The sequence below is a fragment of the Shimia sp. R9_1 genome (assembly GCF_017743775.1).
Classification (GTDB): Bacteria; Pseudomonadota; Alphaproteobacteria; order Rhodobacterales; family Rhodobacteraceae; genus Shimia.
On the sequence record NZ_JAGHRN010000004.1, the window covers coordinates 290,066 to 314,164 of the forward strand.

General features: G+C 58.0%; 19 protein-coding genes and 1 riboswitch. Of the genes, 11 read left to right on the forward strand and 8 right to left on the reverse strand.

Annotation, left to right across the window (positions count from 1 at the left end; all coding sequences use genetic code 11):
• Positions 1-14: 14 nt before the first annotated feature.
• The 3 genes from J7399_RS14730 to xylB form a co-directional block, all read right to left on the reverse strand.
• Positions 15-1,316 (reverse strand): cytochrome c peroxidase, encoded by a 1,302-nt coding sequence (locus J7399_RS14730; RefSeq protein ID WP_209087129.1) that lies wholly within the window; start codon positions 1,314-1,316, stop codon positions 15-17.
• Positions 1,317-1,396: 80 nt separating this feature from the next.
• Positions 1,397-2,701 (reverse strand): xylose isomerase, encoded by a 1,305-nt coding sequence (xylA, locus tag J7399_RS14735; RefSeq protein ID WP_209087130.1) that lies wholly within the window; start codon positions 2,699-2,701, stop codon positions 1,397-1,399.
• The gene (gene xylB, locus J7399_RS14740) at positions 2,698-4,152 is read right to left on the reverse strand and encodes a xylulokinase (RefSeq protein WP_209087131.1); all 1,455 of its coding nucleotides are present in this window, start codon (positions 4,150-4,152) and stop codon (positions 2,698-2,700) included. The genes xylA and xylB overlap by 4 nt, the downstream gene beginning before the upstream one ends.
• A gap of 274 nt (positions 4,153-4,426) precedes the next feature.
• Here xylB and J7399_RS14745 point away from each other — a divergent pair, with 274 nt between their 5' ends.
• The 3 genes from J7399_RS14745 (at position 4,427) to J7399_RS14755 (ending at position 7,970) form a co-directional block, all read left to right on the forward strand.
• Complete coding sequence (locus J7399_RS14745) at positions 4,427-6,877, forward strand: heavy metal translocating P-type ATPase (RefSeq protein ID WP_209087133.1); 2,451 nt, start codon at positions 4,427-4,429, stop codon at positions 6,875-6,877.
• Positions 6,874-7,260, forward strand: a complete 387-nt coding sequence (gene cueR / locus J7399_RS14750; protein ID WP_209087134.1) for a Cu(I)-responsive transcriptional regulator — start codon at positions 6,874-6,876, stop codon at positions 7,258-7,260. Before J7399_RS14745 ends, cueR begins: the two co-directional genes overlap by 4 nt.
• 113 nt (positions 7,261-7,373) lie before the next feature.
• On the forward strand, positions 7,374-7,970 hold the full coding sequence (locus tag J7399_RS14755) for a hypothetical protein (RefSeq protein ID WP_209087135.1): 597 nt from the start codon (positions 7,374-7,376) through the stop codon (positions 7,968-7,970).
• Positions 7,971-8,172: 202 nt separating this feature from the next.
• On the opposite strand, the gene J7399_RS14760 is transcribed toward J7399_RS14755, so the two are convergent.
• Positions 8,173-9,741, reverse strand: coding sequence for a 2-isopropylmalate synthase (locus J7399_RS14760; protein ID WP_209087136.1), 1,569 nt, complete (start codon positions 9,739-9,741; stop codon positions 8,173-8,175).
• 601 nt (positions 9,742-10,342) lie between these two features.
• Here J7399_RS14760 and J7399_RS14765 point away from each other — a divergent pair.
• On the forward strand, positions 10,343-11,029 hold the full coding sequence (locus J7399_RS14765; RefSeq protein WP_209087137.1) for an SDR family oxidoreductase: 687 nt from the start codon (positions 10,343-10,345) through the stop codon (positions 11,027-11,029).
• 74 nt (positions 11,030-11,103) lie between these two features.
• Here J7399_RS14765 and J7399_RS14770 read toward each other — a convergent pair whose 3' ends face one another.
• Positions 11,104-12,513, reverse strand: a complete 1,410-nt coding sequence (locus J7399_RS14770; RefSeq protein WP_209087138.1) for a 2-isopropylmalate synthase — start codon at positions 12,511-12,513, stop codon at positions 11,104-11,106.
• Between the two features lie 236 nt (positions 12,514-12,749).
• Here J7399_RS14770 and J7399_RS14775 point away from each other — a divergent pair, with 236 nt between their 5' ends.
• Complete coding sequence (locus tag J7399_RS14775) at positions 12,750-14,408, forward strand: NAD+ synthase (RefSeq protein ID WP_209087139.1); 1,659 nt, start codon at positions 12,750-12,752, stop codon at positions 14,406-14,408.
• 39 nt (positions 14,409-14,447) lie between these two features.
• Entirely contained in the window at positions 14,448-14,795 is a 348-nt protein-coding gene (locus tag J7399_RS14780; RefSeq protein WP_209087141.1) for a RidA family protein, read from the forward strand.
• A gap of 86 nt (positions 14,796-14,881) precedes the next feature.
• On the opposite strand, the gene J7399_RS14785 is transcribed toward J7399_RS14780, so the two are convergent.
• The gene (locus tag J7399_RS14785; RefSeq protein WP_209087143.1) at positions 14,882-15,154 is read right to left on the reverse strand and encodes a hypothetical protein; all 273 of its coding nucleotides are present in this window, start codon (positions 15,152-15,154) and stop codon (positions 14,882-14,884) included.
• Between the two features lie 354 nt (positions 15,155-15,508).
• Positions 15,509-16,834 (reverse strand): glutamate--tRNA ligase, encoded by a 1,326-nt coding sequence (gltX, locus tag J7399_RS14790; RefSeq protein ID WP_209079233.1) that lies wholly within the window; start codon positions 16,832-16,834, stop codon positions 15,509-15,511.
• Between the two features lie 229 nt (positions 16,835-17,063).
• Here gltX and J7399_RS14795 point away from each other — a divergent pair, with 229 nt between their 5' ends.
• Positions 17,064-17,996, forward strand: coding sequence for an MBL fold metallo-hydrolase (locus J7399_RS14795; RefSeq protein ID WP_209087145.1), 933 nt, complete (start codon positions 17,064-17,066; stop codon positions 17,994-17,996).
• A gap of 68 nt (positions 17,997-18,064) precedes the next feature.
• Here the strand turns inward: J7399_RS14795 and J7399_RS14800 are convergent, their stop codons facing one another.
• The gene (locus J7399_RS14800; RefSeq protein ID WP_209087146.1) at positions 18,065-18,628 is read right to left on the reverse strand and encodes a gamma-glutamylcyclotransferase family protein; all 564 of its coding nucleotides are present in this window, start codon (positions 18,626-18,628) and stop codon (positions 18,065-18,067) included.
• 108 nt (positions 18,629-18,736) lie between these two features.
• Here J7399_RS14800 and J7399_RS14805 point away from each other — a divergent pair, with 108 nt between their 5' ends.
• The 4 genes from J7399_RS14805 (at position 18,737) to gcvP (ending at position 24,049) form a co-directional block, all read left to right on the forward strand.
• Complete coding sequence (locus J7399_RS14805) at positions 18,737-19,198, forward strand: Rrf2 family transcriptional regulator (protein WP_209087147.1); 462 nt, start codon at positions 18,737-18,739, stop codon at positions 19,196-19,198.
• A 92-nt stretch (positions 19,199-19,290) separates the two neighbouring features.
• Positions 19,291-19,378, forward strand: a riboswitch (glycine riboswitch).
• A gap of 163 nt (positions 19,379-19,541) precedes the next feature.
• A complete protein-coding gene (gcvT, locus tag J7399_RS14810) occupies positions 19,542-20,678 on the forward strand; it encodes a glycine cleavage system aminomethyltransferase GcvT (RefSeq protein WP_209087148.1) in 1,137 nt (378 codons plus the stop codon).
• Between the two features lie 18 nt (positions 20,679-20,696).
• Positions 20,697-21,056: a glycine cleavage system protein GcvH gene (gcvH, locus tag J7399_RS14815; protein ID WP_209079228.1), complete on the forward strand. Its 360-nt coding sequence runs from the start codon at positions 20,697-20,699 to the stop codon at positions 21,054-21,056.
• 143 nt (positions 21,057-21,199) lie between these two features.
• Complete coding sequence (gene gcvP / locus J7399_RS14820) at positions 21,200-24,049, forward strand: aminomethyl-transferring glycine dehydrogenase (RefSeq protein WP_209087149.1); 2,850 nt, start codon at positions 21,200-21,202, stop codon at positions 24,047-24,049.
• Positions 24,050-24,099: the final 50 nt, after the last annotated feature.

Genomic DNA, 24,099 nt, shown 5'->3' on the forward strand with positions numbered 1-24,099 from the left:
GGCGGCTTTCTCGATCAGTTGTCGAGCGGCAGACCTGAGGGGACCGATGTTGGCACGCCGAGGCGCCCCTTGATCGCGTCATAATCCGTAAGGCTTTCCAGGAAGGCGAGGATCTGGGTGACCTCTGTATCTGAAAGCGACACCGAAGGCAGATCGCTGGCCTGGGCGATTTGGCTGACTTCAGGCGCGTCGTTCATCAGTTTGAAATCATTTGGGAATGCCCCATCAGAGAAGGTGGCCGCCGCAAGGGTGTAGGCGCTGAGCGACGCCTCGGGGTTTAGGTGGTGGCGCACGATACCTTCGAGGCTTGTGAAAGCCCCGTTGTGCCCATAGGGGGCAGTTTGCGTGATGTTGCGCAGCGATGGCGTGCGGAAGCGGTAAAAATCCTCAGCTGCACCGGTCACGCGACCGCGACCGACGTCGCGATTGTGGCGTTCAAAGCGGGCTGCTTTGCCCGGGCCGATCTGCGGCAGGGCGATGGCGTGGAAGCCATGGTCGGTCTGGAATTGACCGCTGTGACAGGTGCTGCACTGTGCCTTGCCGTAAAAAAGCTCCATACCCGCGGCGGCGTCATTTGTGAGGGGCATGCCGTCGCGCAGATAGGCATCAAAGGCGGAGGCATCTGCGCGCCATTCAAAGGCGATGAAGGCGGCCATGACATTGGCAATGTCGTGGAATTTGATCGGTTGCGCGCCAATGACGTCGTCAAATGCTGCGCGATACGCGGGTATGGCCTCCACGCGTTTGGCCAATATGTCCCAGGCACCTCCGGGTCCGGTGAGGCGGCCGAGGCGGACAGCTTGAGAAACATCGTTTTCGGAGTAGTGTCCGGCCATTTCGTCGCCTGACAACACGGGGAACATGGCTTGCGCGGCGAGCGCGTTGTCAAAGCCCATTTCCATTTCGGCGCCCAGTGGGGTACGGATGCCAGAGGGGCGGGTTGGGTCGTCTTCTAAACGCCCGTCGTGGAAGAAGACGGTAAATTCCGTTGCGCCGAGATTCCAAAGTGCGGGGGCGTTGCGTGGGATGCGTTGTTCCGGTGGATTGTCCGTATCGATCTTGCGGTTAAGCCCAAGGCCGGTTGCGCCGTCGCCGAGCCCCAAGGAGACCCCGTCAGAGGTGCCGAGATCCGGATGGTGGCAGGACGCGCAGGAGACAGATTTGTTGCCCGACAGAATGGGATCGTAGAAAAGAAGTTGGCCAAGTTTGACCTCCGCCATGTCCTGTTCCGGGAAGGTCGCATCTGCTTTGGGCAGCGGTGAAGCGTTTGCCAAAGCGGGCAAGATGGCGACGGTGCAGAACAGGACATGGCGCATGGCTGGTCTTCCTTGGCAGTGTCTTCCCCACCTCGGTAGGAGAGGTGAGGAGAGTGGTTAAATTTCAACTAAACAGCATCTTAGACGAAGCGGTTCACGTAGTTTTCAAGGATTTCCTGACGGCCGGATTTGGGTGCAGGGTTGATTTTACCGCTCATCACATCGGCGAATGTGCTGTCCAGATCACCGGCGAGCATGGCTTTGGCCTCGTCGCTTTCCCAACCGGCGTAGCGTTCGTTGAGCGCCTGTTCCAAGCCGCCGTCCTCAATCATCGCTGCCGCCGCTTTCAAGCCGCGCGCACAGATGTCCATGCCGCCCACATGGGCTGCGATGAGATCTTCGGCATCAAGTGACTGGCGGCGGAGTTTGGCGTCAAAGTTGGTGCCGCCTGTGGTGAAACCGCCTGCTTTCAGGATGTGATAGTAGGACAGGGCCACCTCGGGCACGTTGTTGGGGAATTGGTCGGTGTCCCAGCCGGATTGATAATCGTTGCGGTTCATGTCGATTGAGCCCAGCACGCCAAGCGCGGCGGCGGTGGCGATCTCATGTTCAAAGCTGTGTCCGGCGAGGATCGCGTGACCTTGTTCTAGGTTCAGCTTCACCTCGTTTTCAAGGCCGTATTTCTGCAGAAAACCGTAGCAGGTGGCGGCGTCAAAATCATATTGGTGCTTGGACGGTTCCTGGGGTTTGGGCTCTACCAGGATGGCACCCTCAAAGCCGATCTTGTGCTTGTAATCCACCACCATGTTGAGGAAACGGCCCATGTGATCCAGCTCGCGGCCCATGTCGGTGTTGAGCAGGGTTTCATAGCCTTCGCGGCCGCCCCAGAGCACGTAGTTTTCACCGCCCAGACGTTTGGTCGCGTCCATGCAGGTTTTTACGGTGGCGGCAGAATAGGCAAACACCTCCGGATCGGGGTTGGTGGAGGCACCGGACATCCAGCGGCGGTGGCTGAACATATTGGCGGTGCCCCAGAGCAGTTTGATTTTGCGGGTGCTCATCTTTTCTTCAAAGTAATCAATGATCTCTTCGAAGTTCTTCAGGCTTTCGGCAAAGCTGTCGCCTTCGGGGCGCACGTCTGCGTCGTGCCAGCAGAAGTAAGGTTGGCCGAGGATGTCAAACATCTCAAAGGCGGCATCTGCTTTGACTTTGGCCATGTCCATGCGGGTTTGCGGATGCCAAGGGCGCTCAAAGGTCTGGCCGCCAAAGGGATCGCCACCCTCCCAAGCAAAAGAGTGCCAGTAGGCAATGGCAAAGCGCAGGTGGTCCTCCATCCGTTTGCCCATAACAACCTCATCGGGGTTGTAGTGGTGGAAGGCCATTGGATTGGTGCTGTCGGCGCCCTCAAACTGGATGGGGGCGATGTCTTTGAAGAAGTCGGTCATTGTGTCAGGGCCTTTATGCCGGGGTAAGTTTTGACGAAGGCAGCGTAGGCCGCTTCGTAAGCGTCGCGCAGCTCGGTGCGCGGGGCGATCGTGGTTGCGATCTCGGGTTTGGTCATGATCTCTTCGGGCGCGGCGCCGGTGATGGCGCAGATGGCAAGGCGGGCGGCCCCCAAGGCTGCGCCAAATTCACCCGCTGCGGGCAGGGAAATCGGCAGGTTCAGAAGCGTGGCGATGAGTTCGATCCAGTAACGCGACTGTGCGCCGCCGCCGATGGCGATCAGGCTGTCGAGCTCTGCGCCCGTGGATTTGAGGGCCTCGTAGTTGTCGCGCAGGGCAAAGGCGACGCCTTCGAGCACCGCTTGGGTCAATGCCTCGGGGCCGGAATTGATGTCGATGTTGAGGAAGCCGCCGCGGATTTCGGCGTCATTGTGCGGGGTGCGCTCGCCAGACAGGTAGGGCAGGAAACGGATTTGGCCGGGGCCTGTGATGCTGTTGCCCAAGGCGCTGGTGAGGTCGGCTGGGCTTTGGCCCAGATTGTGGGCCAGCCAGTTGAGGCTGTCGGTGGCCGCAAGGATCACTCCCATCTGATACCAGCGGCCCGGAATGGCGTGGCAGAAGGTGTGCACAGCGCTTTCGGGTTTTGGCGCATAAGCGCCGCGCCCGGTGAGCAGCACGCCGGAGGTGCCAAGGGAGACAAAACCATCCCCCTCATTCAGCGCGCCAATGCCACATGCGGCGGCGGCGTTGTCTCCGGCCCCGGCGGCGACAATCACGCCTTTGGGCAGGCCAAGTTCTGCGGCGATGTCGTCACGCACCGTGCCGATGGCCTCTGAGCCTTCAAAAAGTTTGGGCATCTGATCGGCGTGCATGCCGGAAGCGGTCAGCAGCGTGTCTGACCAATCGCGCGCGCCAACATCGAGCCAGCTGGTGCCCGCGCTGTCAGACATGTCTGAGGCATAGACGCCAGTGAGCCAGAAGTTCAGATAATCCTTTGGCAGCAGGACCTTGGCGGTTTTGGCAAATGTGTCAGGTTCATTTTCCGCGACCCAAGAAACTTTGGGGGCAGTGAAGCCTGGAAAGACGATGTTACCGGAGAGCGTGCGTATCTGATCAGCGGCGTCCAGACGGGCGGCCTGATCGACAGAGCGGGTGTCGTTCCACATCATGCAGGGGCGCAGAGGCGCGCCGGTTTCGTCCAACAGGTTGGCGCCGTGCATGTGGCCTGAGACGCCGATACCTTTGATCGCGGCAACCTCATCAGGGAAATCGGCAGCCAGTTGGGCGAAGACCTCTTTGGCGGCGCGGGTCCAGTCAGATTGCGCCTGTTCGCTCCAGCCAGCATGGGGGCGGGCGGTGTCATAATGCGCCTCACGCGCGGCGATCACATTTTGGCTCGCGTCAACCAACAGCGCACGCAAGCCAGACGTGCCCAGATCCAATCCCACAAACATGGGGGTCCTCCCTAAGTCTCCTCGACTTAATTTTTGCGTCAAATTAAATTGGAGATCAAACAGAAAATTGCGGTCGGCGTACATTTCATGGGGTGTAGGTTCGTAGGGAGTGTCAGAATCCGAGAGGTTGTTGACCAATATCAATGTGTTGAGGGGCTATGAGGCGCAAATCGTGGGCAAACGACATGCTCTGCTAAGTGGCCTTGACCTTCCACTTACTGGAACCTTTATATCCCTTAGTGGCGGGTGACGCCGACTCAGAAAAGACAGATCCATGCAAACACTGACCTTTCATCTTGACGGCCTGAACTGTGCCGCATGCGTTTCACGTGCTGAAAAGGCCTTGGCGAAGACTGAAGGGGTGCAATCTGCAGAGGTCAATCTGGCCAATGAGAGCGCACGTGTGGTGGTGATGGAAGGCGGCACCGAAGCAGTTTTGGGGGCCTTGAAGGACGCGGGTTATCCAGCGCGTGTTCGGTCGTTGACCTATGTCGTGGCGGGTATGAGCTGCGCAGGCTGTGTGCGCCGGGCTGAGGCGGCTCTGTCCGAAACGCCGGGCGTGGTGGCGGCCAATGTGAACTTTGCCAGTGAAACTGCGACCGTTGAATATTTCGAAGGTGAGGCCACGCCGGGTGAGATTGCGGCACGCAGCACCAAGGCGGGCTATCCAGCGCGGCTGCAGGAAGAAGGGGCCGAGGAGGTCGATCATAAGGCGGACGAGGCGGCGAGGCTCAAGCGTGATGTGCTGATCGCTGCGGCGTTGGCCTTGCCGGTGTTTGTGACCGAAATGGGCGGACACATGGTTCCGGTGTTGCATCATTGGTTGATGGCCAATGTGGGGATGCAGGCGCTGTATCTGATGCAGTTTGTGCTGACGTCAGCTTTGCTGGTCGGGCCGGGGCGACAGTTTTATGCCAAAGGGTTTCCGGCGCTGATCAAAGGCGCGCCAGAGATGAACTCGTTGGTCGCTTTGGGCACCAGCGCGGCCTATCTTTTTTCCGTGGTCTCAACCTTTGCCCCCGGCTTGCTGCCTGCGGGCACCGCGCATGTCTATTATGAGGCGGCAGCGGTGATTGTGGTGCTGATCCTTACTGGGCGCTGGATGGAAGCACGCGCCAAGGGGCGCACGGGGGAGGCGATCCGGCAGTTGATGGGGCTTCAGCCGCGGGTGGCGCGGGTAGAGCGCAAGGGCGCGGTGCAGGAGATTTCCATTGATGCCGTGGCCGTGGGAGATGTCTTGCATTTGCGGCCCGGCGAGCGTGTGGCTGTGGATGGGCGCGTTATTGACGGGCAGTCCTTTGTGGATGAGAGCATGCTGTCAGGCGAGCCGGTCCCAGTGGCGAAGGTTGCAGGCGTTGCGGTGATTGGTGGCACGATCAACGGGCAGGGCGCGTTGCGCTATGAGGCCGAAAAGGTCGGACGTGACACCATGCTGTCTCAGATCGTTGCGATGGTGCGCGAGGCGCAGGGTGCGAAGCTTCCCATTCAGGCGCGGGTGGACCGCGTGACAGCGGTGTTTGTGCCGGCTGTGATGGCTGTGGCGGCACTGACCTTTGGGATCTGGATGGTGTTGGGGCCGAGCCCAGCGTTTGGCCATGCGATTGTGGCGGCTGTGGCGGTGCTGATCATTGCCTGCCCGTGTGCCATGGGGCTGGCGACACCGACCTCGATCATGGTGGGTACGGGCCGCGCAGCACAGCTGGGCGTGCTGTTTCGCAAAGGGGGTGCGCTGCAGAGCCTTCGTGATTGCAATGTGGTGGCCTTTGACAAGACAGGCACGCTGACGATGGGCCAGCCGGAGCTGACGGATGTGGCGCTGGCTGAAGGGTTTGAAGAAGCAGATGTGCTGGCGCTTGTTGCGGCGGCAGAGGCGTCCTCGGAACATCCATTGGCGCAGGCTTTGGTGCGTGCGGCAGAGACGCGTGGGCTGGATGTGCTACGTGCCACGCGGTTTGAAGCGCAGGTCGGCATGGGGATTTCTGCTGAGGTTTCTGGACGGTCTGTGCTGGTCGGTGCGGCGCGGTACATGGCTCAGGAAGCGGTGTCTTTCGCGGCGTTTGGGACGCAGATTGAGGATCTTGCATCAGGTGGGAAAACACCGATCTGTGTGGCGATTGACGGACGGGCTGCGGCGGTGCTGGCGGTGTCTGATCCGATCAAACCCGGCTCGGCAGCAGCTGTTCATGCGCTGCATGACATGGGCTTGAAAGTGGCGATGATCAGCGGCGACGCGCGTGGCACGGCAGAGGCTTTGACTGCGCAGTTGGGGATCGATCATGTGGTGGCTGAAGTCCTTCCGGATGGGAAAGTGGCCGCGCTGGAGGAGCTGCGTGCGTGCTTTGGCAACGTGGCCTTTGTAGGGGATGGCATCAATGATGCGCCTGCATTGGCCAGCGCGGACGTCGGGCTGGCAATCGGCACGGGCACGGATGTGGCCATGGAGGCGGCAGATGTGGTGCTGATGTCCGGCGACGTGGGCGGTGTGATCAACGCCTTTGAGGTCAGCCGTCGCGTGATCCGCAATATCGGGCAGAACCTGTTCTGGGCCTTTGGCTACAATGTAGCGTTGGTCCCAGTGGCCGCAGGCATTCTGGTGCCCTTTGGCGGGCCTGCTTTGTCACCTATGCTCGGGGCAGGGGCCATGGCGCTGTCCAGTGTGTTTGTGCTCTCAAACGCGCTGCGGCTGCGCCGAGCTGCGCCGGTTTTGCAGGAGTTGCGCGCATGAACATTGGGGAAGTTGCCAAACGCTCGGGACTGCCCGCCAAGACGATCCGATACTATGAGGACATCGGCTTTGTGACGCCTGCACGCGGCGAGAATGGCTACCGCAGCTTCGCGGAGAACGACCTGCATAAGTTGGCGTTTTTGGGCCGGGCGCGGGGGCTTGGGTTTTCGATTGAGGACTGCCGGACGCTTCTGGCGCTTTATGAGGATCAGGGGCGAGCGAGTGCGGATGTGAAACGGGTTGCGGAGCGGAACCTGACAGAGATTGATGCAAAGATCGCCGATTTACAGGCCATGCGGGCGACGCTGAGCCATCTGGTGGAGAGCTGCGCGGGGGATGCGCGGCCGGATTGCCCGATTTTGGAGGATTTGGGGAAGGGGTAAGGGGCGATGTTTCGCTTTGGGCGTGACCGCTGACATAAGTAAGCCCGGTTTCACGGTTACATTTTTTTATGAATTCGGTTTTAGGTATATCGCTTAGAGACTATTTCTTACCCATGACGTCTGTTTATTTCATTCTTCTTGCTATTGTCCTTTTCGGGATAATTTTGATCGCCTTAACACGACGCGAACTTTTTTATCGGCTTCACGATAGGGCGCTCCTGACCAATCCAGTCTACCGTTTCTCCTTCCCAAAATCGCTCAAAAACCAAGAACGCCTATTATCGTTTAGTCGATTTTTTTTGCGATCAATCGGCGTGATTTTCGCATCGATTGGCTTGCTCATCCTCGGCTTGATTTGGGTTATGCATGTATCTCCTTTTCGGGGAGATGAATTTGAAGTTAGCGCGTGGGAGGAAGCTGGGAGTTGCAAAGGTTTGTCTGATCTACAATGTATGGAAAAAGAAGCGTCCTGTCCGCGAGGCGGGATGGTGGACGATCTCACAACCAGTTATCTTGTCCCCGGGCAAATGACGCGTGATCAAGTCACAGCTATGCTTGGTCCATCGACTTACAAAATAAAAATAGATGGTATTGCTTGCCCGGCATATAGCTTGGGGATGTGTAGCGGCCTTGGCATCGACTACGATTCCCTATTCGTATGCTTTGGCGTTGACGATCGGGTTAGTTCTACTGGGCATGTTCAGCACTGACTGAAGCCACGCGTCATTGTTTTGCCTTGGACACACTCGAACCCCGGCCACGGGGAGGGTGCTTTGCATACACTCTTCGACTAGGACGCGGTGCGCGACTGAAGCGTATGGGCTGCAACTGCCGATTTAGTGCGGCTTTGCTTGGTAGGGATGTTTCGCTCGCGTAGGAAGGCTGTCTCAAGAGAGACAGCCTTCCTTTTGCTTACGCCAGATCTTTGTAAGACACCTCTTTGGCGTCCACACCTTCGCCCACTTTGTCGCGGCGCACGAGCAGGCGGTTCAGGGCGTGGATGTAGGCTTTGGCGGAGGCCACAACCGTGTCGGTGTTGGCTGACTGACCGGTCGCGATCACGCCGTCTTCTTCCAGCCGCACAGAGACGGTGGCCTGCGCGTCGGTGCCTTCTGTCACCGCGCTCACCTGATAAAGCTGCAGGCGGGCGGTGTTGGGGTGGATTTTGCGGATTGCTTTGAAGGTCGCATCCACCGGGCCGTCGCCTTCGCAGGTCGCGGTGACGTCTGAGCCGCCCACTTCCATCTCAACTGTGGATTCTGCCGGACCACCTGTGCCGCAGACCACTTTCATGGAGACGAGCTGTAGATGATCGTTTTCGGCATCTTCGCCGCCACCGGCACGTACAAGCGCCACGATGTCGTCGTCAAACACCTCTTTTTTGCGGTCGGCCAGCTCTTTGAAGCGTACAAAGATGTCTTTGAGCTGGTTGTCGCCCACTTCAAAGCCGAGCTGTTCCAGCTTGTCACGCAGTGCGGCGCGGCCAGAGTGTTTGCCCAGCGGCAAGGAGGTGCCGGAGAGGCCCACATCTTCCGGGCGCATGATTTCGAAGGTCTCTTTGTTCTTCAGCATGCCATCCTGGTGGATGCCAGACTCATGCGCGAAGGCGTTTTTGCCGACGATGGCTTTGTTGAACTGCACTGGGAAGCCGGAAACGGTGGCCACGCGACGAGAGATGTTCATGAGCTTGGTGGTGTCGATGCCCGTGGTCCATGGCATGATGTCGTTGCGCACTTTCAGCGCCATCACGACTTCTTCAAGCGCGGTGTTGCCTGCGCGCTCGCCCAGACCGTTGATGGTGCATTCGATCTGACGCGCTCCACCCGCCACAGCGGCCAGCGAGTTGGCGGTCGCCATGCCGAGGTCGTTGTGGCAGTGTGTTGCGAAGATCACATCATCTGCGCCGGGCACGGTTTCGATCAGTTTCTTGATCAGATCAGCGCTTTCCATCGGGGCGGTGTAGCCCACGGTATCTGGGATATTGATGGTGGTGGCACCGGCTTTGATGGCGATTTCGATCACGCGGCAGAGATAGTCCCACTCGGTGCGGGTGGCATCCATCGGGGACCACTGGACGTTCTCACAGAGATTGCGGGCGTGGCTGACGGTCTCGTGGATCTTGTCGGCCATCTCATCCATGGTGAGGTTGGGAATGGCGCGGTGCAGAGGCGAGGTGCCGATGAAGGTGTGGATGCGGTTTTTCTCCGCATGTTTCACCGCTTCCCAGCAGCGGTCGATGTCTGCGATGTTGGCGCGGGCAAGACCGCAGATACGGGAGTTTTTGGCGCGCTTGGCGATCTCGGAAACAGCGGCGAAATCGCCTTCAGAAGCGATCGGGAAACCGGCTTCGATGATGTCCACACCCATGTCATCCAGCATCTCGGCGATTTCGAGCTTTTCGTCATGGGTCATGGTGGCGCCGGGGCTTTGCTCGCCGTCGCGCAGGGTGGTGTCAAAAATAACAACGCGGTTGTCGGACATGGGTTTGGTTCCTGTTTAGATATGCGGGGGGAAGACTGCGGTAGACGTGCGGTCTCCGAAATTGGGAATGCCTTGCGGCGCAACAGTGCATGGGCCCCAAGGATTTGAAAAATATGGCTGTTTTTCAAAGAAACTGGATGTTTGCATAGGGTTTCCTAGAGGCCTGTCAGTGTCGGGTTGCCGTTGGGCGGTTCAGGGCACTTCGCGTTTGGTTTGAATCTCTTGATTGCGGCTTATTCCATAGGGAAAACGCAAAAGTCGATTCTGTTTGTACTCATAAAAAACGCGAGGTGCTTTAGACATTCGGCGCGGACATCTCTCCTCTGAGCACGCGCGCCGACACGGTCACGCTCAGAGGCGGACTAGGAGTAGGTCTAGGCCACGCGCAAACGGCGCCGGAAGGCGTGCGGATGTTGCGATATGGGCCAAACGTGTCATGACGCAGAGTTATACATGCCGAAGGGTAAATGAAAAGAGCAAAAGTGGCGTGTTTTGTGAGCGAGGATGGCGCGGGGCGTTGGGACGGTGCTGGTCTCACAACGAAGCGAGAACGTCTAAAGCGCTTCTGATCAAAATGAAGCTATGAGCGGGGCTGCGCCGTATGCTCTTGAAAAGAAGGAGATTGAATGTGCGGGCCTTGGTGATTGGCGACAGCGGCGGTATTGGTGCGGCGATAGCGGATAGCTTGAGAGAGCGTGGCGCCGAAGTGGTAGGGCTTTCTCGTGCGCGCGACGGATTTGACATAACAGACCCTGAGACAGTTGAGACTTCATTGAACGCGCTCGATGGCGTGTTTCAACTTGTCTTTGTGGCGACGGGGGTCTTGGTTGTGAGCCGACAGGGGCCTGAGAAATCGCTGCGAGAGGTGACTGCTGAGGAGATGGCGGCTCAATTCGCGGTCAATACAATTGGGCCGGCTTTGGTGATGCGCCACGCCGCGCGGCTGTTGCCGCGCAAGGAGCGGGGCGTTTTTGCAGCATTGTCGGCGCGGGTCGGGTCAATCGGCGACAATCGCGCAGGGGGGTGGTATTCTTATCGCGCCTCCAAAGCGGCACTCAATCAGGTGATCCGAACCGGTGCGATTGAGTTGGGCCGTAGCCACAAACAGTCCATTTGTGTGGCGCTGCATCCGGGCACTGTGGAGACATCGTTCACGGCAAATTACCCTGCCCATAAGAAGCACAGCGCGACGGTGGCTGCGCAGGCTTTGCTGGATGTGCTGGACGGTTTGTCACCCAAGGAAAGCGGGAGCTTTTATGATTATGCGGGCGCGCCTGTACCCTGGTAGCGGAGAAGACCTTCTCCCACAAAACAGAAAAGCCGCGCTCAGGGCGCGGCTTGCTTGTAGTTTGATCCGGTATCTCAGCCGTCGGTCTGCGCGGCGCCGTTTTCGGCGAGTGAGCCGTTGTTCCAGTTGCCGCTGCGTTCCTCGCCGGAGGCATAGCGCATCGTGCCTTCGCCCTGACGTTTGCCAGCCTTGAATGTGCCTTCGTAGATGTCGCCATTTGCGTAGGTCGCTACGCCAATGCCGTTGATCTCGCCAGCCTGCCATTGGCCGGAATATTTGAAGCCGTCAGGCATGATAATTTCGCCGCTGCCTTCGCGCTGACCATTGGCGAATTGCCCGGTGTAGACGGTGCCGTCGGCGTAGGTTGCGGTGCCGGTGCCATGGCGCTGGCCGTTTTGCCATTCGCCTTCATAACGATAGCCATCCGCATATGTCATCACGCCACGGCCGTGATTGCGCGCGCTTTTGAATTCACCCTCATAGACCAGACCGTTGGCATAGGTTGCCTTGCCCGCGCCGTCGATCACGCCAGCTTTCCAAGCGCCTTCGTAGGTTGAGCCGTCGGTGTAGGTGATTTTGCCCTGACCGTCGGCAAGATCATCCTGAAACTGACCCACATAGACAGATCCATCCGGGTAGGTGACCTGACCTTGGCCTGCGATGTGACCTTCGACCCAAGCCCCGACATAAACATAGCCATCGGTGCCGGTGAATGTGCCCTGACCATCGCGTTGATCGGCGCTGAAGTCCCCTTCGTAAGTGTCTCCATTGGCATAGGTGACAAAGCCTTTGCCTTGGCGTTTGCCACCAACGAGTTGTCCCACATAGACGTCGCCGTTGGGTTGGGTCAGGGTGCCGTCGCCTTCGATCTGACCGGCAACCCAATTGCCTTCATAGACCAATCCACCGGGCATGGTGAGGCGGCCTTGGCCTGCGCGTTCGCCGCCTTTGATTTCACCGTCATAGATGGTGCCGTCATTATAGGTGATTTTGCCAAGGCCTTCTTTGACGCCGTTGATCCAATCGCCCTCATATCGATAGCCCGCGGGGCTGATCATCACGCCTTTGCCGTGGTGGTTGGCATTCTGAAAGCTGCCTTCGTAGCGCACGCCATTCGCGTAGCTGGCCACCCCTGTACCGGTGATTTTGCCGTCGACCCATTCCCCTTCATAGGTGCCGCCGTCGGTGAAGGTGATTTTGCCAAACCCATGCGGCTTTCCTTTAGCAAAGGCCCCCTCATAAACAGAGCCGTTGGGGAAGCGGGCAATGCCCTGACCGCGGATCTCTCCGTCAGCCCATTCGCCCTCATATTCATAGCCGTTGGGCAAGCGATAACTGCCGGTGCCGTGCTGCAAACCACCCTTGAAGGTGCCTTCATACACACCGCCGTCATCATACTGTTTTGTCAGAACCTGGCTGTCCTGTGCAAAGGCTGCTGTGCCCGCGAGCAGGATGGCTAATGTAAGTGCCTGAGTTCCGCGCATATTTTTGGCCTCGACTTTTCCCCAAATCGCTTCTCTTGGACGCGAGAAGCATTAACCTGATTTTAGGACATGGGGTTCGGCGGGGCAAACTGTTTTGCGCTTTTTCGCGCGTAAGTCCTGAGCAGAGTGAGGAGACAGGGGATAAATTGCTGTGCTTTGCGCTTTTCCTTGGCGCTGTGTCTGCTACATCTCTGGCAAGACCCGCAGAACAAGACCTGCAGCATAGGAGAACACCCATGGCCGATACATTCCGTTTGACATTGGCACAGGCCAATCCGGTCATGGGGGATTTGTCTGGGAATGCGGACAAAGTGCGCGCTGTTTGGCAGGAGGCCAAAGCGGCAGGCGCGGATATGGTGGCTTTTCCGGAGATGTTCATCGTTGGCTACAACGCGCAGGATTTGATCCTGAAACCTGCGCTGCAGGTGGCCGCACTGGCTGAGATTGAGCAACTGGCCAAAGACTGTGCCGACGGGCCGGTGGTGGCCGTTGGCGGACCTCTGAAAGAGGGCGATGCGCTTTACAACGCCTACTTCATTCTGCGGGATGGCATGATTGCGCATATTCAGCGCAAGCACAATTTGCCGAACTACACGGTGTTTGACGAAGAGCGCCTGTTCACAAGCGGGCCGATGGGAGGGCCTTACAGTGTGAACGGCGTTCGGGTTGGCTCACCCGTCTGTGAGGATGCGTGGTTTGAGGATGTGCCGGAGACGCTGGAGGAAACCGGTGCGGAGTTCCTCGTGGTGCCCAATGGATCGCCTTATTACCGTGACAAGTTTGATCGCCGCATGAACCATATGGTGGCGCGGGTGATCGAGACCGGATTGCCGCTGGTCTACCTCAACATGGTGGGTGGGCAGGACGATCAGATGTTTGACGGCGGCTCCTTTGTGCTGAACCCGGGCGGACAATTGGCGGTGCAGCTACCAGTGTTTGACGAGGTTGTGGCCCATGTGGATTTTGAGCGCACGGCTGAGGGATGGCGCTGCAAAGAGGGGCCGAAAGCTGTTCTTCCTGCGGGGGAGGAACAGGATTACCGCGTCTGCGTAGAGGCTCTGCGCGATTACATGGGTAAGAGCGGATTTTCCAAAGTTTTGCTGGGCTTGTCAGGCGGCATTGACAGCGCGCTGGTGGCGACAATCGCCGTGGATGCGTTGGGCGCGGAGAATGTGCGCTGTGTGATGTTGCCAAGTGAATACACGTCGCAAGGCTCACTCGATGACGCGAAAGACATCGCAGAACGGCTTGGCGTGCGCTATGACTATGTGCCCATCTCAGAGGGGCGGGATGCAATCACCAATACTTTGGCGCCGCTGTTTGAGGGGCTTGAGTCCGGACTTGCCGAAGAGAACATCCAGAGCCGTCTGCGCGGGCTGCTCCTTATGGCGATGTCCAACAAGTTTGGGGAAATGCTGCTGACCACAGGCAATAAATCTGAGGTCGCTGTGGGCTATGCCACGATCTATGGCGATATGGCTGGTGGCTATAATCCGATCAAAGACATGTATAAAACGCGGGTGTTTGAGACGTCTCGCTGGCGCAACGAGGTGCATCGCGACTGGATGATGGGGCCGGAAGGCGAGGTGATCCCGCCGGCGATCATCTACAAACCGCCCTCAGCAGAGCTGCGTCCGGATCAGAAAGACGAGGACAGCCTGCCGCCTTATGATGTGCTGGATGCGATCCTTTACATGCTGGTGGATGAGGACAAATCCGTCGCGGAGTGTGTGGCCGCTGGCTATGATCGGGAGACGGTCAAGCGGGTCGAGCATCTGGTCTACATCAGCGAGTACAAACGCTTTCAGTCGGCACCCGGTGCGCGGCTCAGCAAGAAAGCGTTCTGGCTTGACCGGCGCTACCCGATTGTGAACCGGTTCCGCGATCCGAGCTGATCGACCACGCAAAAGTACAAAAATATAAGGGCTTAAACCATGATAGAGCGCATTCACACTGGCACCCGCATGTCAAAAATTGTGATCCACAATCAGGTTGCCTACCTGTGTGGTCAGGTTGGCGCGGGTGACACTGTGGCAGAACAAACCCGCGATTGTCTGGCCCGCGTGGACGCGTTGCTGGAAGAAGCAGGTTCTGATCGTGAGCACATCCTGCAAGCCATTGTTTGGCTGTCTGACATGAGCGATTTTGCCGAAATGAACGAAGTCTGGGACGCTTGGTTGCCGGAAGGCCATGCGCCAGCGCGTGCCTGTGGCGAAGCCAAACTTGCGCGCGATGTGCTCAAGGTTGAGGTGATTGTCACCGCAGCTGTGAAGGGTGGCTGATTGGGAGTTGCTGCGTTGTGCCGAGTTGGATGAGTATTGTGACTGGCTGACAAGACGGCGGGTTGTTGGTTTCGAGGCTAAGCTTCTTATTGATCATGAGTGATTTCGGCAGAGGTTTTTTGACGCACATTCCACTCGGAGACCACGATAAAAAGCGCCAAAATAGGGCAAATGAACGCAACAAAGAAGACGGAAACAAGAAACGACAATTGGTGCAGTATCGCGAGGCGAACCATTTTCGTCATTTCTGGACAGCTCAGTCCTTTCATGACATTTCCCCCGCAGCCTGCTGAAATCAAATACTCATTTGTCCAAAAATCTGAGAGCCGCGATAAACCGACGAAGATGAAGCTGGCCAAAATGACCACCCGAACCCACTTTTGTTTCGTAAACACTAAGGCAAAAATCCCCAAAATGGGTGCCAAATAAATTGAATAGAATATGTACATCTTGGAGATGGTAATATTTTTTCGCTTGACGCTCAATCTCAGTGGCTGATTTGCTAGGTGCATCCGCTGCCTGTGCAGACTGCTCTCTTGGATTTTCCAATGTCAGGATCGGTTTCCGTTTGGGGCAACGCAGCGCGACGGGCTGTGCTGACTCAATTCGAAAAATTTTGCGGTGAAAGTCAGTGGTTCTGACATTCCTCGGGGCTAGCGCCCTGAAAGCTCCGACGCGCCTCATTTAGGCGCGCCGTTTTTGTTTTGGAATGATCAGCCGCGGGCTTTGATCACTTGCAAGAGCGGCATCACAGCGGACATGTCCGGGCCGTGGCTTTGGCCGGTGAGAGCTTTGCGCAGTGGCATGAAGAGACCGCGCCCCTTGCGGCCGGTGGCCTCTTTCACGGCGGCGGTCCAGCTGCCCCAAGTGCTGTCATCAAACGGGCCTTCGGGCAGAAGCGCCATGGCTTCTTTGATGAAGTCTTGGTCTTCGTCTTCTATGGCAGGCTCCGCACCGTTGGCGAAGAGATCCCACCATGGCGCGATGTCTTTGCGGGTGGTGATGTTTTCGCGGGTCACGTTCCAGAAACGCTCAGCCAGATCGGCAGGCACGCCAGCGGCGGCGATGTCATCGGCCATCTCGGAAAGCGGTTTGTCGTGCAGCACTTTGCCGGTGAGCGGGTAGAGGTCCTGCTCGTCAAACTTGGTAGGCGCGGCGCCAAATTTGTTGACGTCAAAGCCTTCAGCGATCTCCTCGATGGAGCCGCGCAGCTCAACCGGATCGGAGCTGCCAAGGCGGGCCATCAGGCTGAGGAGGGCCATCGGCTCCACACCGGCTTCGCGCAGATCGCGCAGGGCCAGCGTTCCGAGGCGTTTGGAAAGCGCTTCGCCCTGTGGGCCGGTCAGCAAGGAGTGGTGGGCAAAGTTTGGAACGCCGCCGCCAAGTGCTTCGATGATCTGAATCTGGGTCGCCGTGTTGGTGACGTGGTCAGAGCCGCGCACAACATCGGTGATGCCAAAATCGATGTCATCACAGACAGAGGCCAGCGTGTAGAGAAACTGACCATCCGCACGGATCAGGACCGGATCAGAGACCGAAGCGGCATCAATGGAGCGATCGCCCAAGATGCCATCGGTCCATTCGATGCGAGCGTGGTCGAGCTTAAAGCGCCAGTGACCATTGCCACGGTCCGCGCGCAGAGCGGCTTTCTCGTCTTCCGACAGCGCAAGAGCGGCGCGGTCATAAACCGGCGGTTTGCCCATGTTGAGCTGCTTCTTGCGCTTGAGGTCCAACTCGGTTGGCGTTTCAAAGCACTCATAGAAGCGGCCCATGTCGCGCAGTTGCTGCGCGGCGTCTTCATAACGCTCCAGACGGGTGGATTGACGCTCCATTCGGTCCCAGGTCAGGCCGAGCCATTCCAGATCTTCCTGGATGGCATCCACATATTCCTGTTTGGACCGCTCTGGGTCGGTGTCGTCAATGCGCAGGATGAAGGTGCCGCCCGATTTGCGAGCGATCAGGTAGTTCATCAGCGCGGTGCGCAGGTTGCCAACGTGGATATAGCCGGTTGGCGAAGGGGCGAAACGGGTCGTCGTCATGGGAATCTCCTGTTGGGGCCTCCCTTCCCACATGAATGTCATTTTGTCCAGAAATCCGGCTTAGATCCGCGCAACAAGGGCGGTTGAGCCCGATTTCTTAATATTCTCGTAAGGAAAGTGGGCTGGTTCCTCCTCCTCAAGGGACCGTGAATTGCAATCCAAACGCGTAATTCTATCGTAGCCCCAACAATATCAAAAAATAGATATTTTTCCGCAGGAGGATTGGACCATGACCAAACAAACCAAATTGACCCGCCGCAGCATGTTGGCAGGCGCAGCGGCTGCCCCGGTTGCGGCAACTTTGCTGCCAAACCAAAGTCTGGCAAAAGCTGAGATGAAGGGCGTTGGCACCACGCGGTTTAACCGGATGAAACTGGGCCAGTTTGAGGTGACCACGCTATTGGTGGGCACGCGTACTGTTGAAGGCCCGCAGAACATCTTTGGCATGAATGTGAGCGCTGAAGAGTTTGCCAAGGCCTCCGAGGCGGCCAACATCCCGACCAATGCGGCACAGTTTTTCTTCACGCCCACCATTGTGAACACCGGCGACGAGCTTGTGCTGTTTGATGCGGGCTTGAGCCCTGAGGCGATCACTGGAGCACTGGCTGCGGCAGGCTACACGCCGGATCAGGTGAACAAGGTTGTGATCACCCATATGCATGGCGACCACATCGGCGGTGTTGCGGGCGAGGGCGGTGTGACCTTTGGCAACGCGCAGCATTTGACCGGCCGCGTAGAGTTTGACGCCTGGGCGAAAACCGATGGCAACAAAGCGTTTGAGGGCAAAATTCGCCCGAATGCAGAACGTTTTGATATGATTGAGGATGGCGCCTCGGTGGCAAGTGGCATCACCGCCGTTGGCACCTTTGGCCACACGCCCGGTCATATGGCCTATATGATCGAAAGCGATGGCAAACAGATCATGCTTTGTGCGGATTTTGCCAACCACTACGTCTGGTCGCTGGCCTATCCGGACTGGGAAGTGAAGTTTGACATGGACAAAGCTGCGGCCGCCGCGACCCGTCGCAAAGTGCTTGATATGCTGGCGGCGGATAAGGTGCCGTTTGTCGGCTATCACATGCCGTGGCCTGCGGTGGGCTATGTCGAAAGCCACGATGGCGGCTATAAATATGCGCCGGCGAGCTATCAGTTGATGCTCTGAAAATCCGGATAGATAGCCTATGAGAGGCGGTCAGGCATGGCCGCCTTTGTTTGCGCGTTTACAAAGGTCTATGTGATGATCTTCGCACCGACTACGCGGAGATGCATATCCACCAGCGCCGTTTCATCTGCGCTCAGATCTTGCTTGCGCGGATAGTTTGGGGCGGCTCTGTCGTTTAGAATTGGCGCGTCCCATCCGGCGGTTGTTTCAAAGAAACGGGCGACGCCTGCCTCGCCAAAATGTCTCAGGTATCCCTGGACCACCACGTCGAGATAGCTGAGCCAGATCGGGTGGCGGACGTCCGGTGAAAGACCTTGTTCTGCAGGGACATGGTAGACTGCGATGTCAATTTCGGTAGGTTTTGCGTGACGGATGGCCGAGGTCGCGCCCACTCTGTCGTAGGCGAATTCCCGTTCATCCAGCGCAGCCCAATCGTCGTTTGGCACATGCGCGATGATGCCTTCGATTTCGCTGGTTTCATCAGGTTCAGCGGTCAAGAATGCAATCGGGCGCAGGTTTGTATGACGCCAGGCGCGGCGCCAGCCCTGTAGGGTTGCTTTGTGCAAGTCCTCGTAATCGTGTGTTTTTTCGTTCACAAGGCTGCCGTAGCCGAAGAAGTAGGACGCGGTCATGAAATGTAGGGATCACGCAGCTTGATCCATGTCAATGCTTTCCTATGCGCATTCTGTCACACCGGCTAACGGGGAGTTAAAAGGCAAGGGTAAAGCGGGAGCTTTCATATGCGCATCACCAAACGGACCAATATTGCGATGCGTGTGCTGATGTATTGCGCGGCGAACCCTGATCGTCTTGTCACCAAACATGAGATTGCCGGGGTCTGTGCGGCTTCTGAAAACCATCTCGCGCAGGTGATTCACAAGCTCGCTTTGTTGGGGGTTTTGGACACCCATCGCGGACGCAGCGGGGGCGTCAGGCTGGCGCATGACACAAAGGACATCTGTGTCGGAGATGTTTTCCGCGCCATGGAAGGGCCGGTGCCTCTGGCGGAGTGTTTTGCGGATGTGGATACGACCTGTCCTCTGGTAAGCGCCTGCCGATTGAAGCACATTTTGGGAGAGGCTGCGGAGGCCTTCTATGCGCGCCTTGATGAAGTCACACTGGACACTCTGATGTGCGAAAACAACGCGTTGCTCAACATCTTGACGCCTGAGCCGTGCCACAAAGATCCGGCGCGTAGCTGACCGGTTAGTTGCAAGTTAATCAAAATTGATTGGGCGATCAGTAGCACGATAACGCGGCTTGTTTCACCGTGTTCGGCATACTACGGTGCACCCAAGGTGAATCGGGAGAACCGGAGTAGTCCGGTGCCGAAGGAGCAACCGCCCCGGAAACTCTCAGGCCACAGGGACCGACACGCCGCTATAAAGACTCTGGAGAGTGGCGCCGATGGGCGTCCGCCGAAGGGATAACGATCTCAGGCTTAAGGACAGAGGGGGCATCGCACGCGCATGAATTTGCGCGACTATGGGATGCCGGATGTGACCATCAAACATGGATGCGCCCGGGTAGAGAAGGGCAAAGCCTATGGGAGAGTCGGTCGCAGAGCTGAAGCGCACGCCGCTATATGATCTGCACATTGAGCTGGGCGCCAAGATGGTTGGGTTTGCGGGCTATGACATGCCGGTGCAATACCCGATGGGCGTGATGAAGGAACACTTGCACACCCGTGCGGCGGCGGGTCTGTTTGACGTCAGCCATATGGGGCAGGTGGTGCTGAAAGCCGAAAGCTATGATGCCGCTGCCAAGGCTTTTGAGACTTTGGTGCCAATGGATGTGCTTGGTTTGGGCGCAGGGCGGCAGCGTTACGGGTTCTTCACCAACGATGCTGGTGGCATCGAGGACGACCTGATGTTTGCCAATCGGGGTGATCATCTGTTCGTTGTGGTGAATGCGGCCTGTAAGGAAGCTGACATCGTGCGGATGATCGGGGCTTTGACGCCGGAGGTTTCGGTGACGGAGATCACGGATCGCGCATTGGTGGCGCTGCAGGGGCCAGCGGCTGAGGCCGCTTTGGCACGTCTGAACCCGGCTGTGGCCGATATGGCGTTTATGGACTTTGCGGATGTAGAGCTTGATGGGGTGGCCTGTTGGGTAAGCCGGTCGGGCTATACCGGTGAAGACGGCTATGAGATCTCCATTCCTGCTGACGCGGCAGAGGGTCTTTGCCGTAAACTTCTGGCGATGGAAGAGGTCGCACCCATTGGGCTTGGTGCGCGTGACAGTCTGCGCCTTGAGGGCGGTTTGTGCCTTTATGGCAATGACATTGATACGGCGACCTCCCCGATTGAAGCTGCGCTGACCTGGGCCATCCAGAAAGTGCGCCGTGCGGATGGCGAACGGGCAGGCGGTTTCCCCGGTGCCGATCGGATCTATGGCGATCTGGCTGAAGGTGTGGCGCGCAAGCGCGTGGGGCTTGCGCCACAGGGGCGTGCCCCCATGCGTGCTGGCACACAGCTTTTTGCAGAAGCAGAGGGCGGTGACCCGATTGGCGAGGTCACCTCTGGCGGATTTGGCCCCACGCTGAATGGCCCCGTAGCCATGGGATATGTCGGCAGCGCGCAGGCGTCGCCAGGGACAGAAATCTTTGGCGAAGTGCGCGGCAAACGCATGCCGGTGACAGTGGCGAAGATGCCGCTGGTGCCCGCCAATTTCAAACGTTGAGCAACAGGAGAGCAAGCAATGAAATTCACAGAAGAGCACGAATGGCTGCGCGAAGAAGGTGACCTGATCGTGGTGGGCATCACAGAGCACGCTAGCGAGCAGCTGGGCGATGTGGTGTTTGTGGAACTGCCAGAGGCAGGCACCGAAGTGACCAAAGACGAAGAAGTCTGTGTAATCGAGTCCGTGAAAGCGGCCAGCGACATCCTCGCGCCGCTGGATGGGGAAATCGTTGAGGTCAACGAGCCGCTGGTGGATGAGCCGGGCAAAGTGAACGAAGACCCGATGGAAGGCGCCTGGTTCTTTAAGATCAAGCCGTCTGATCTGAGTCAGATGGACGACTATATGGATGAGGCCGCTTACAAAGATTTCATTGGGTAAGCACCGTCTTAGAAACGGGCGGAGCCCCGGCCGTTTATACCCCGATGATCACACATGAAATTTGATTGGTTCGGCCTCTGTGGTCGAGCCGACGCCCAGCTTTTTTCCCGCACCTGCGGCTGCGGATCGTTGAGGAGACACCGATGACCTTCACCCCAACTGAATATCTACCTTATGATTTTGCCAACCGTCGCCACATCGGCCCGTCTCCTGAGGAGATGGCAGAGATGCTGCAGGTGATCGGGGCAGACAGCCTTGATGCGCTGATTGATGACACCATGCCGGACAGCATTCGTCAGAAAGAGCCCCTGGATTTTGGGCGCCCTCTGTCTGAGCGGGAAGTGCTGCGGCACATGCGCGAAACCGCCGGTAAGAACAAGGTTCTGACCAGCCTGATCGGGCAGGGGTATTATGGCACGGTCACGCCGCCTGCGATCCAGCGCAACATTCTGGAGAATCCGGCGTGGTACACCGCCTATACGCCTTATCAGCCCGAGATTTCGCAGGGCCGCCTTGAGGCGCTTTTGAACTATCAGACCATGGTCAGCGATCTGACCGGGCTTGAGGTTGCAAACGCTTCGCTGCTGGATGAGGCCACCGCCTGCGCCGAAGCGATGACCATGGCGCAGCGGGTCTCAAAATCCAAAGCCAAGGCCTTTTTCGTCGATGAAAACTGCCATCCGCAGAACATCGCTGTGATGCAGACGCGAGCAGCCCCTTTGGATATCGAGATTATCATCGGCAATCCGGATGATCTGGAGGCGGAAAAGGTCTTTGGCGCGATCTTCCAGTATCCGGGCACGCATGGCCATGTGCGCGATTTCACGAAGGAAATGGAGGCGCTGCATGCCACCAAGGCGATTGGTGTTGTCGCGGCCGATATTCTGGCGCTGACCCTGCTAAAGGAACCGGGTGCGATGGGGGCGGATATTGCCGTGGGCAGCACGCAGCGCTTTGGCGTGCCGGTGGGCTATGGTGGCCCGCACGCTGCATACATGAGCTGCCGTGATGCCTTTAAACGGGCGATGCCGGGGCGCATTATTGGTGTGTCTATCGACAGCCACGGCAACCGTGCCTACCGCCTATCTTTGCAGACGCGTGAGCAACACATTCGCCGTGAGAAAGCCAACTCCAACGTTTGCACGGCGCAGGCGCTGTTGGCGGTGATGGCCTCGATGTATGCGGTGTTCCATGGGCCCAAGGGTCTGAAGGCGATTGCACAGCGTATCCACCGCAAAACCGTGCGTCTGGCGCGTGGGCTTGAAGCGGCGGGCTTTACCGTGGAGCCAACGGACTTCTTTGACACGATCACCGTCGATGTTGGGCTGCTGCAACGTGGTGTGCTGCAACACGCGGTGCAAGAAGGCATCAACCTGCGCAAAGTGGGCAAAACCAAAGTGGGTATTTCTCTGGATGAGATGACCCGTCCGCAGACCATCGAAGCGGTGTGGCGTGCCTTTGGTATCGTGCAGGATGATGATGATTTTGCGCCAGAGTATCATTTGCCCGAAGCGATGTTGCGTACGTCCAGCTATCTGGATCACCCGATTTTCCACATGAACCGCGCGGAAACCGAGATGATGCGCTACATGCGGCGTTTGGCGGATCGGGATCTGGCACTGGACCGTGCGATGATCCCGCTCGGTTCCTGCACCATGAAGCTGAACGCTGCTGTGGAAATGATGCCGGTGAGCTGGCGCGAATTCTCGCTGATGCACCCCTATGCTCCCAAAGATCAGGCGCAGGGCTACACCCAGCTGATTGACGATCTGAACGACAAGCTTTGCCAGATCACGGGCTATGACGCGATTTCCATGCAGCCAAACTCTGGTGCGCAGGGGGAATATGCGGGGCTTTTGACCATTGCAGCATATCACCGCGCACGTGGCGAAGCGCATCGCAATGTTTGCCTGATTCCGATGAGTGCCCATGGCACCAATCCGGCCTCGGCACAGATGGTGGGCTGGAAAGTGGTTCCGGTGAAGTCCGCTGAGAATGGCGACATTGATCTGGAGGACTTCCGTGCAAAGGCACAAAAGCATGCGGGCGAGCTGGCAGGGTGCATGATCACCTATCCGTCGACGCACGGCGTGTTTGAAGACACGGTGCATGAGGTCTGTGGCATCACGCATGAGTTCGGTGGGCAGGTCTATATTGACGGTGCAAACCTCAACGCCATGGTTGGGCTGAGCCGTCCGGGCGATATTGGCGGGGACGTCAGCCACCTGAACCTGCACAAGACCTTCTGCATTCCGCATGGCGGGGGCGGCCCCGGCATGGGACCGATTGGTGTGAAAGCGCATCTGGTTGAGCATCTTCCGGGCCATCCGGAAACCGGTGGTTCAGAAGGCCCAGTTTCGGCTGCACCATTTGGGTCTCCAAGCCTTCTGCCAATCAGCTGGGCCTATGTCTTGTTGATGGGCGGTGAGGGGCTGACCCAGGCGACCCGTGTGGCGATCCTGAACGGGAACTATATCGCCAAGCGGCTCGAAGGGGCGTTTGACGTGCTGTACAAAGGTCCAACCGGCCGTGTGGCGCATGAATGCATCATCGACACGCGCCCCTTTGCGGAAAGCGCGGGGATCACGGTGGATGATATTGCCAAGCGCCTGATGGATGCGGGATTCCATGCGCCAACAATGAGCTGGCCAGTGGCGGGAACGCTGATGATCGAGCCAACGGAATCGGAAAACAAAGCCGAGATCGACCGCTTCTGTGAGGCCATGCTGGCGATCCGTGAGGAAATTCGGGATATCGAAGACGGCCGAATTGATGCGGAAAACAACCCGCTGAAAAACGCGCCGCATACGATGGAAGACCTCGTGAAGGAATGGGATCGCCCCTACAGCCGTGGGCAGGGCTGCTTCCCGCCCGGTGCATTCCGGGTCGACAAGTATTGGCCACCGGTGAACCGGGTCGACAATGCCTTTGGCGACCGCAATCTGGTCTGCACCTGTCCTCCAATGGATGACTACGCCGAAGCTGCGGAGTAAGGCGAGGGGGCCAGCCCCCTCACTTGTGTGACCACAAGCTCACCCCCGGG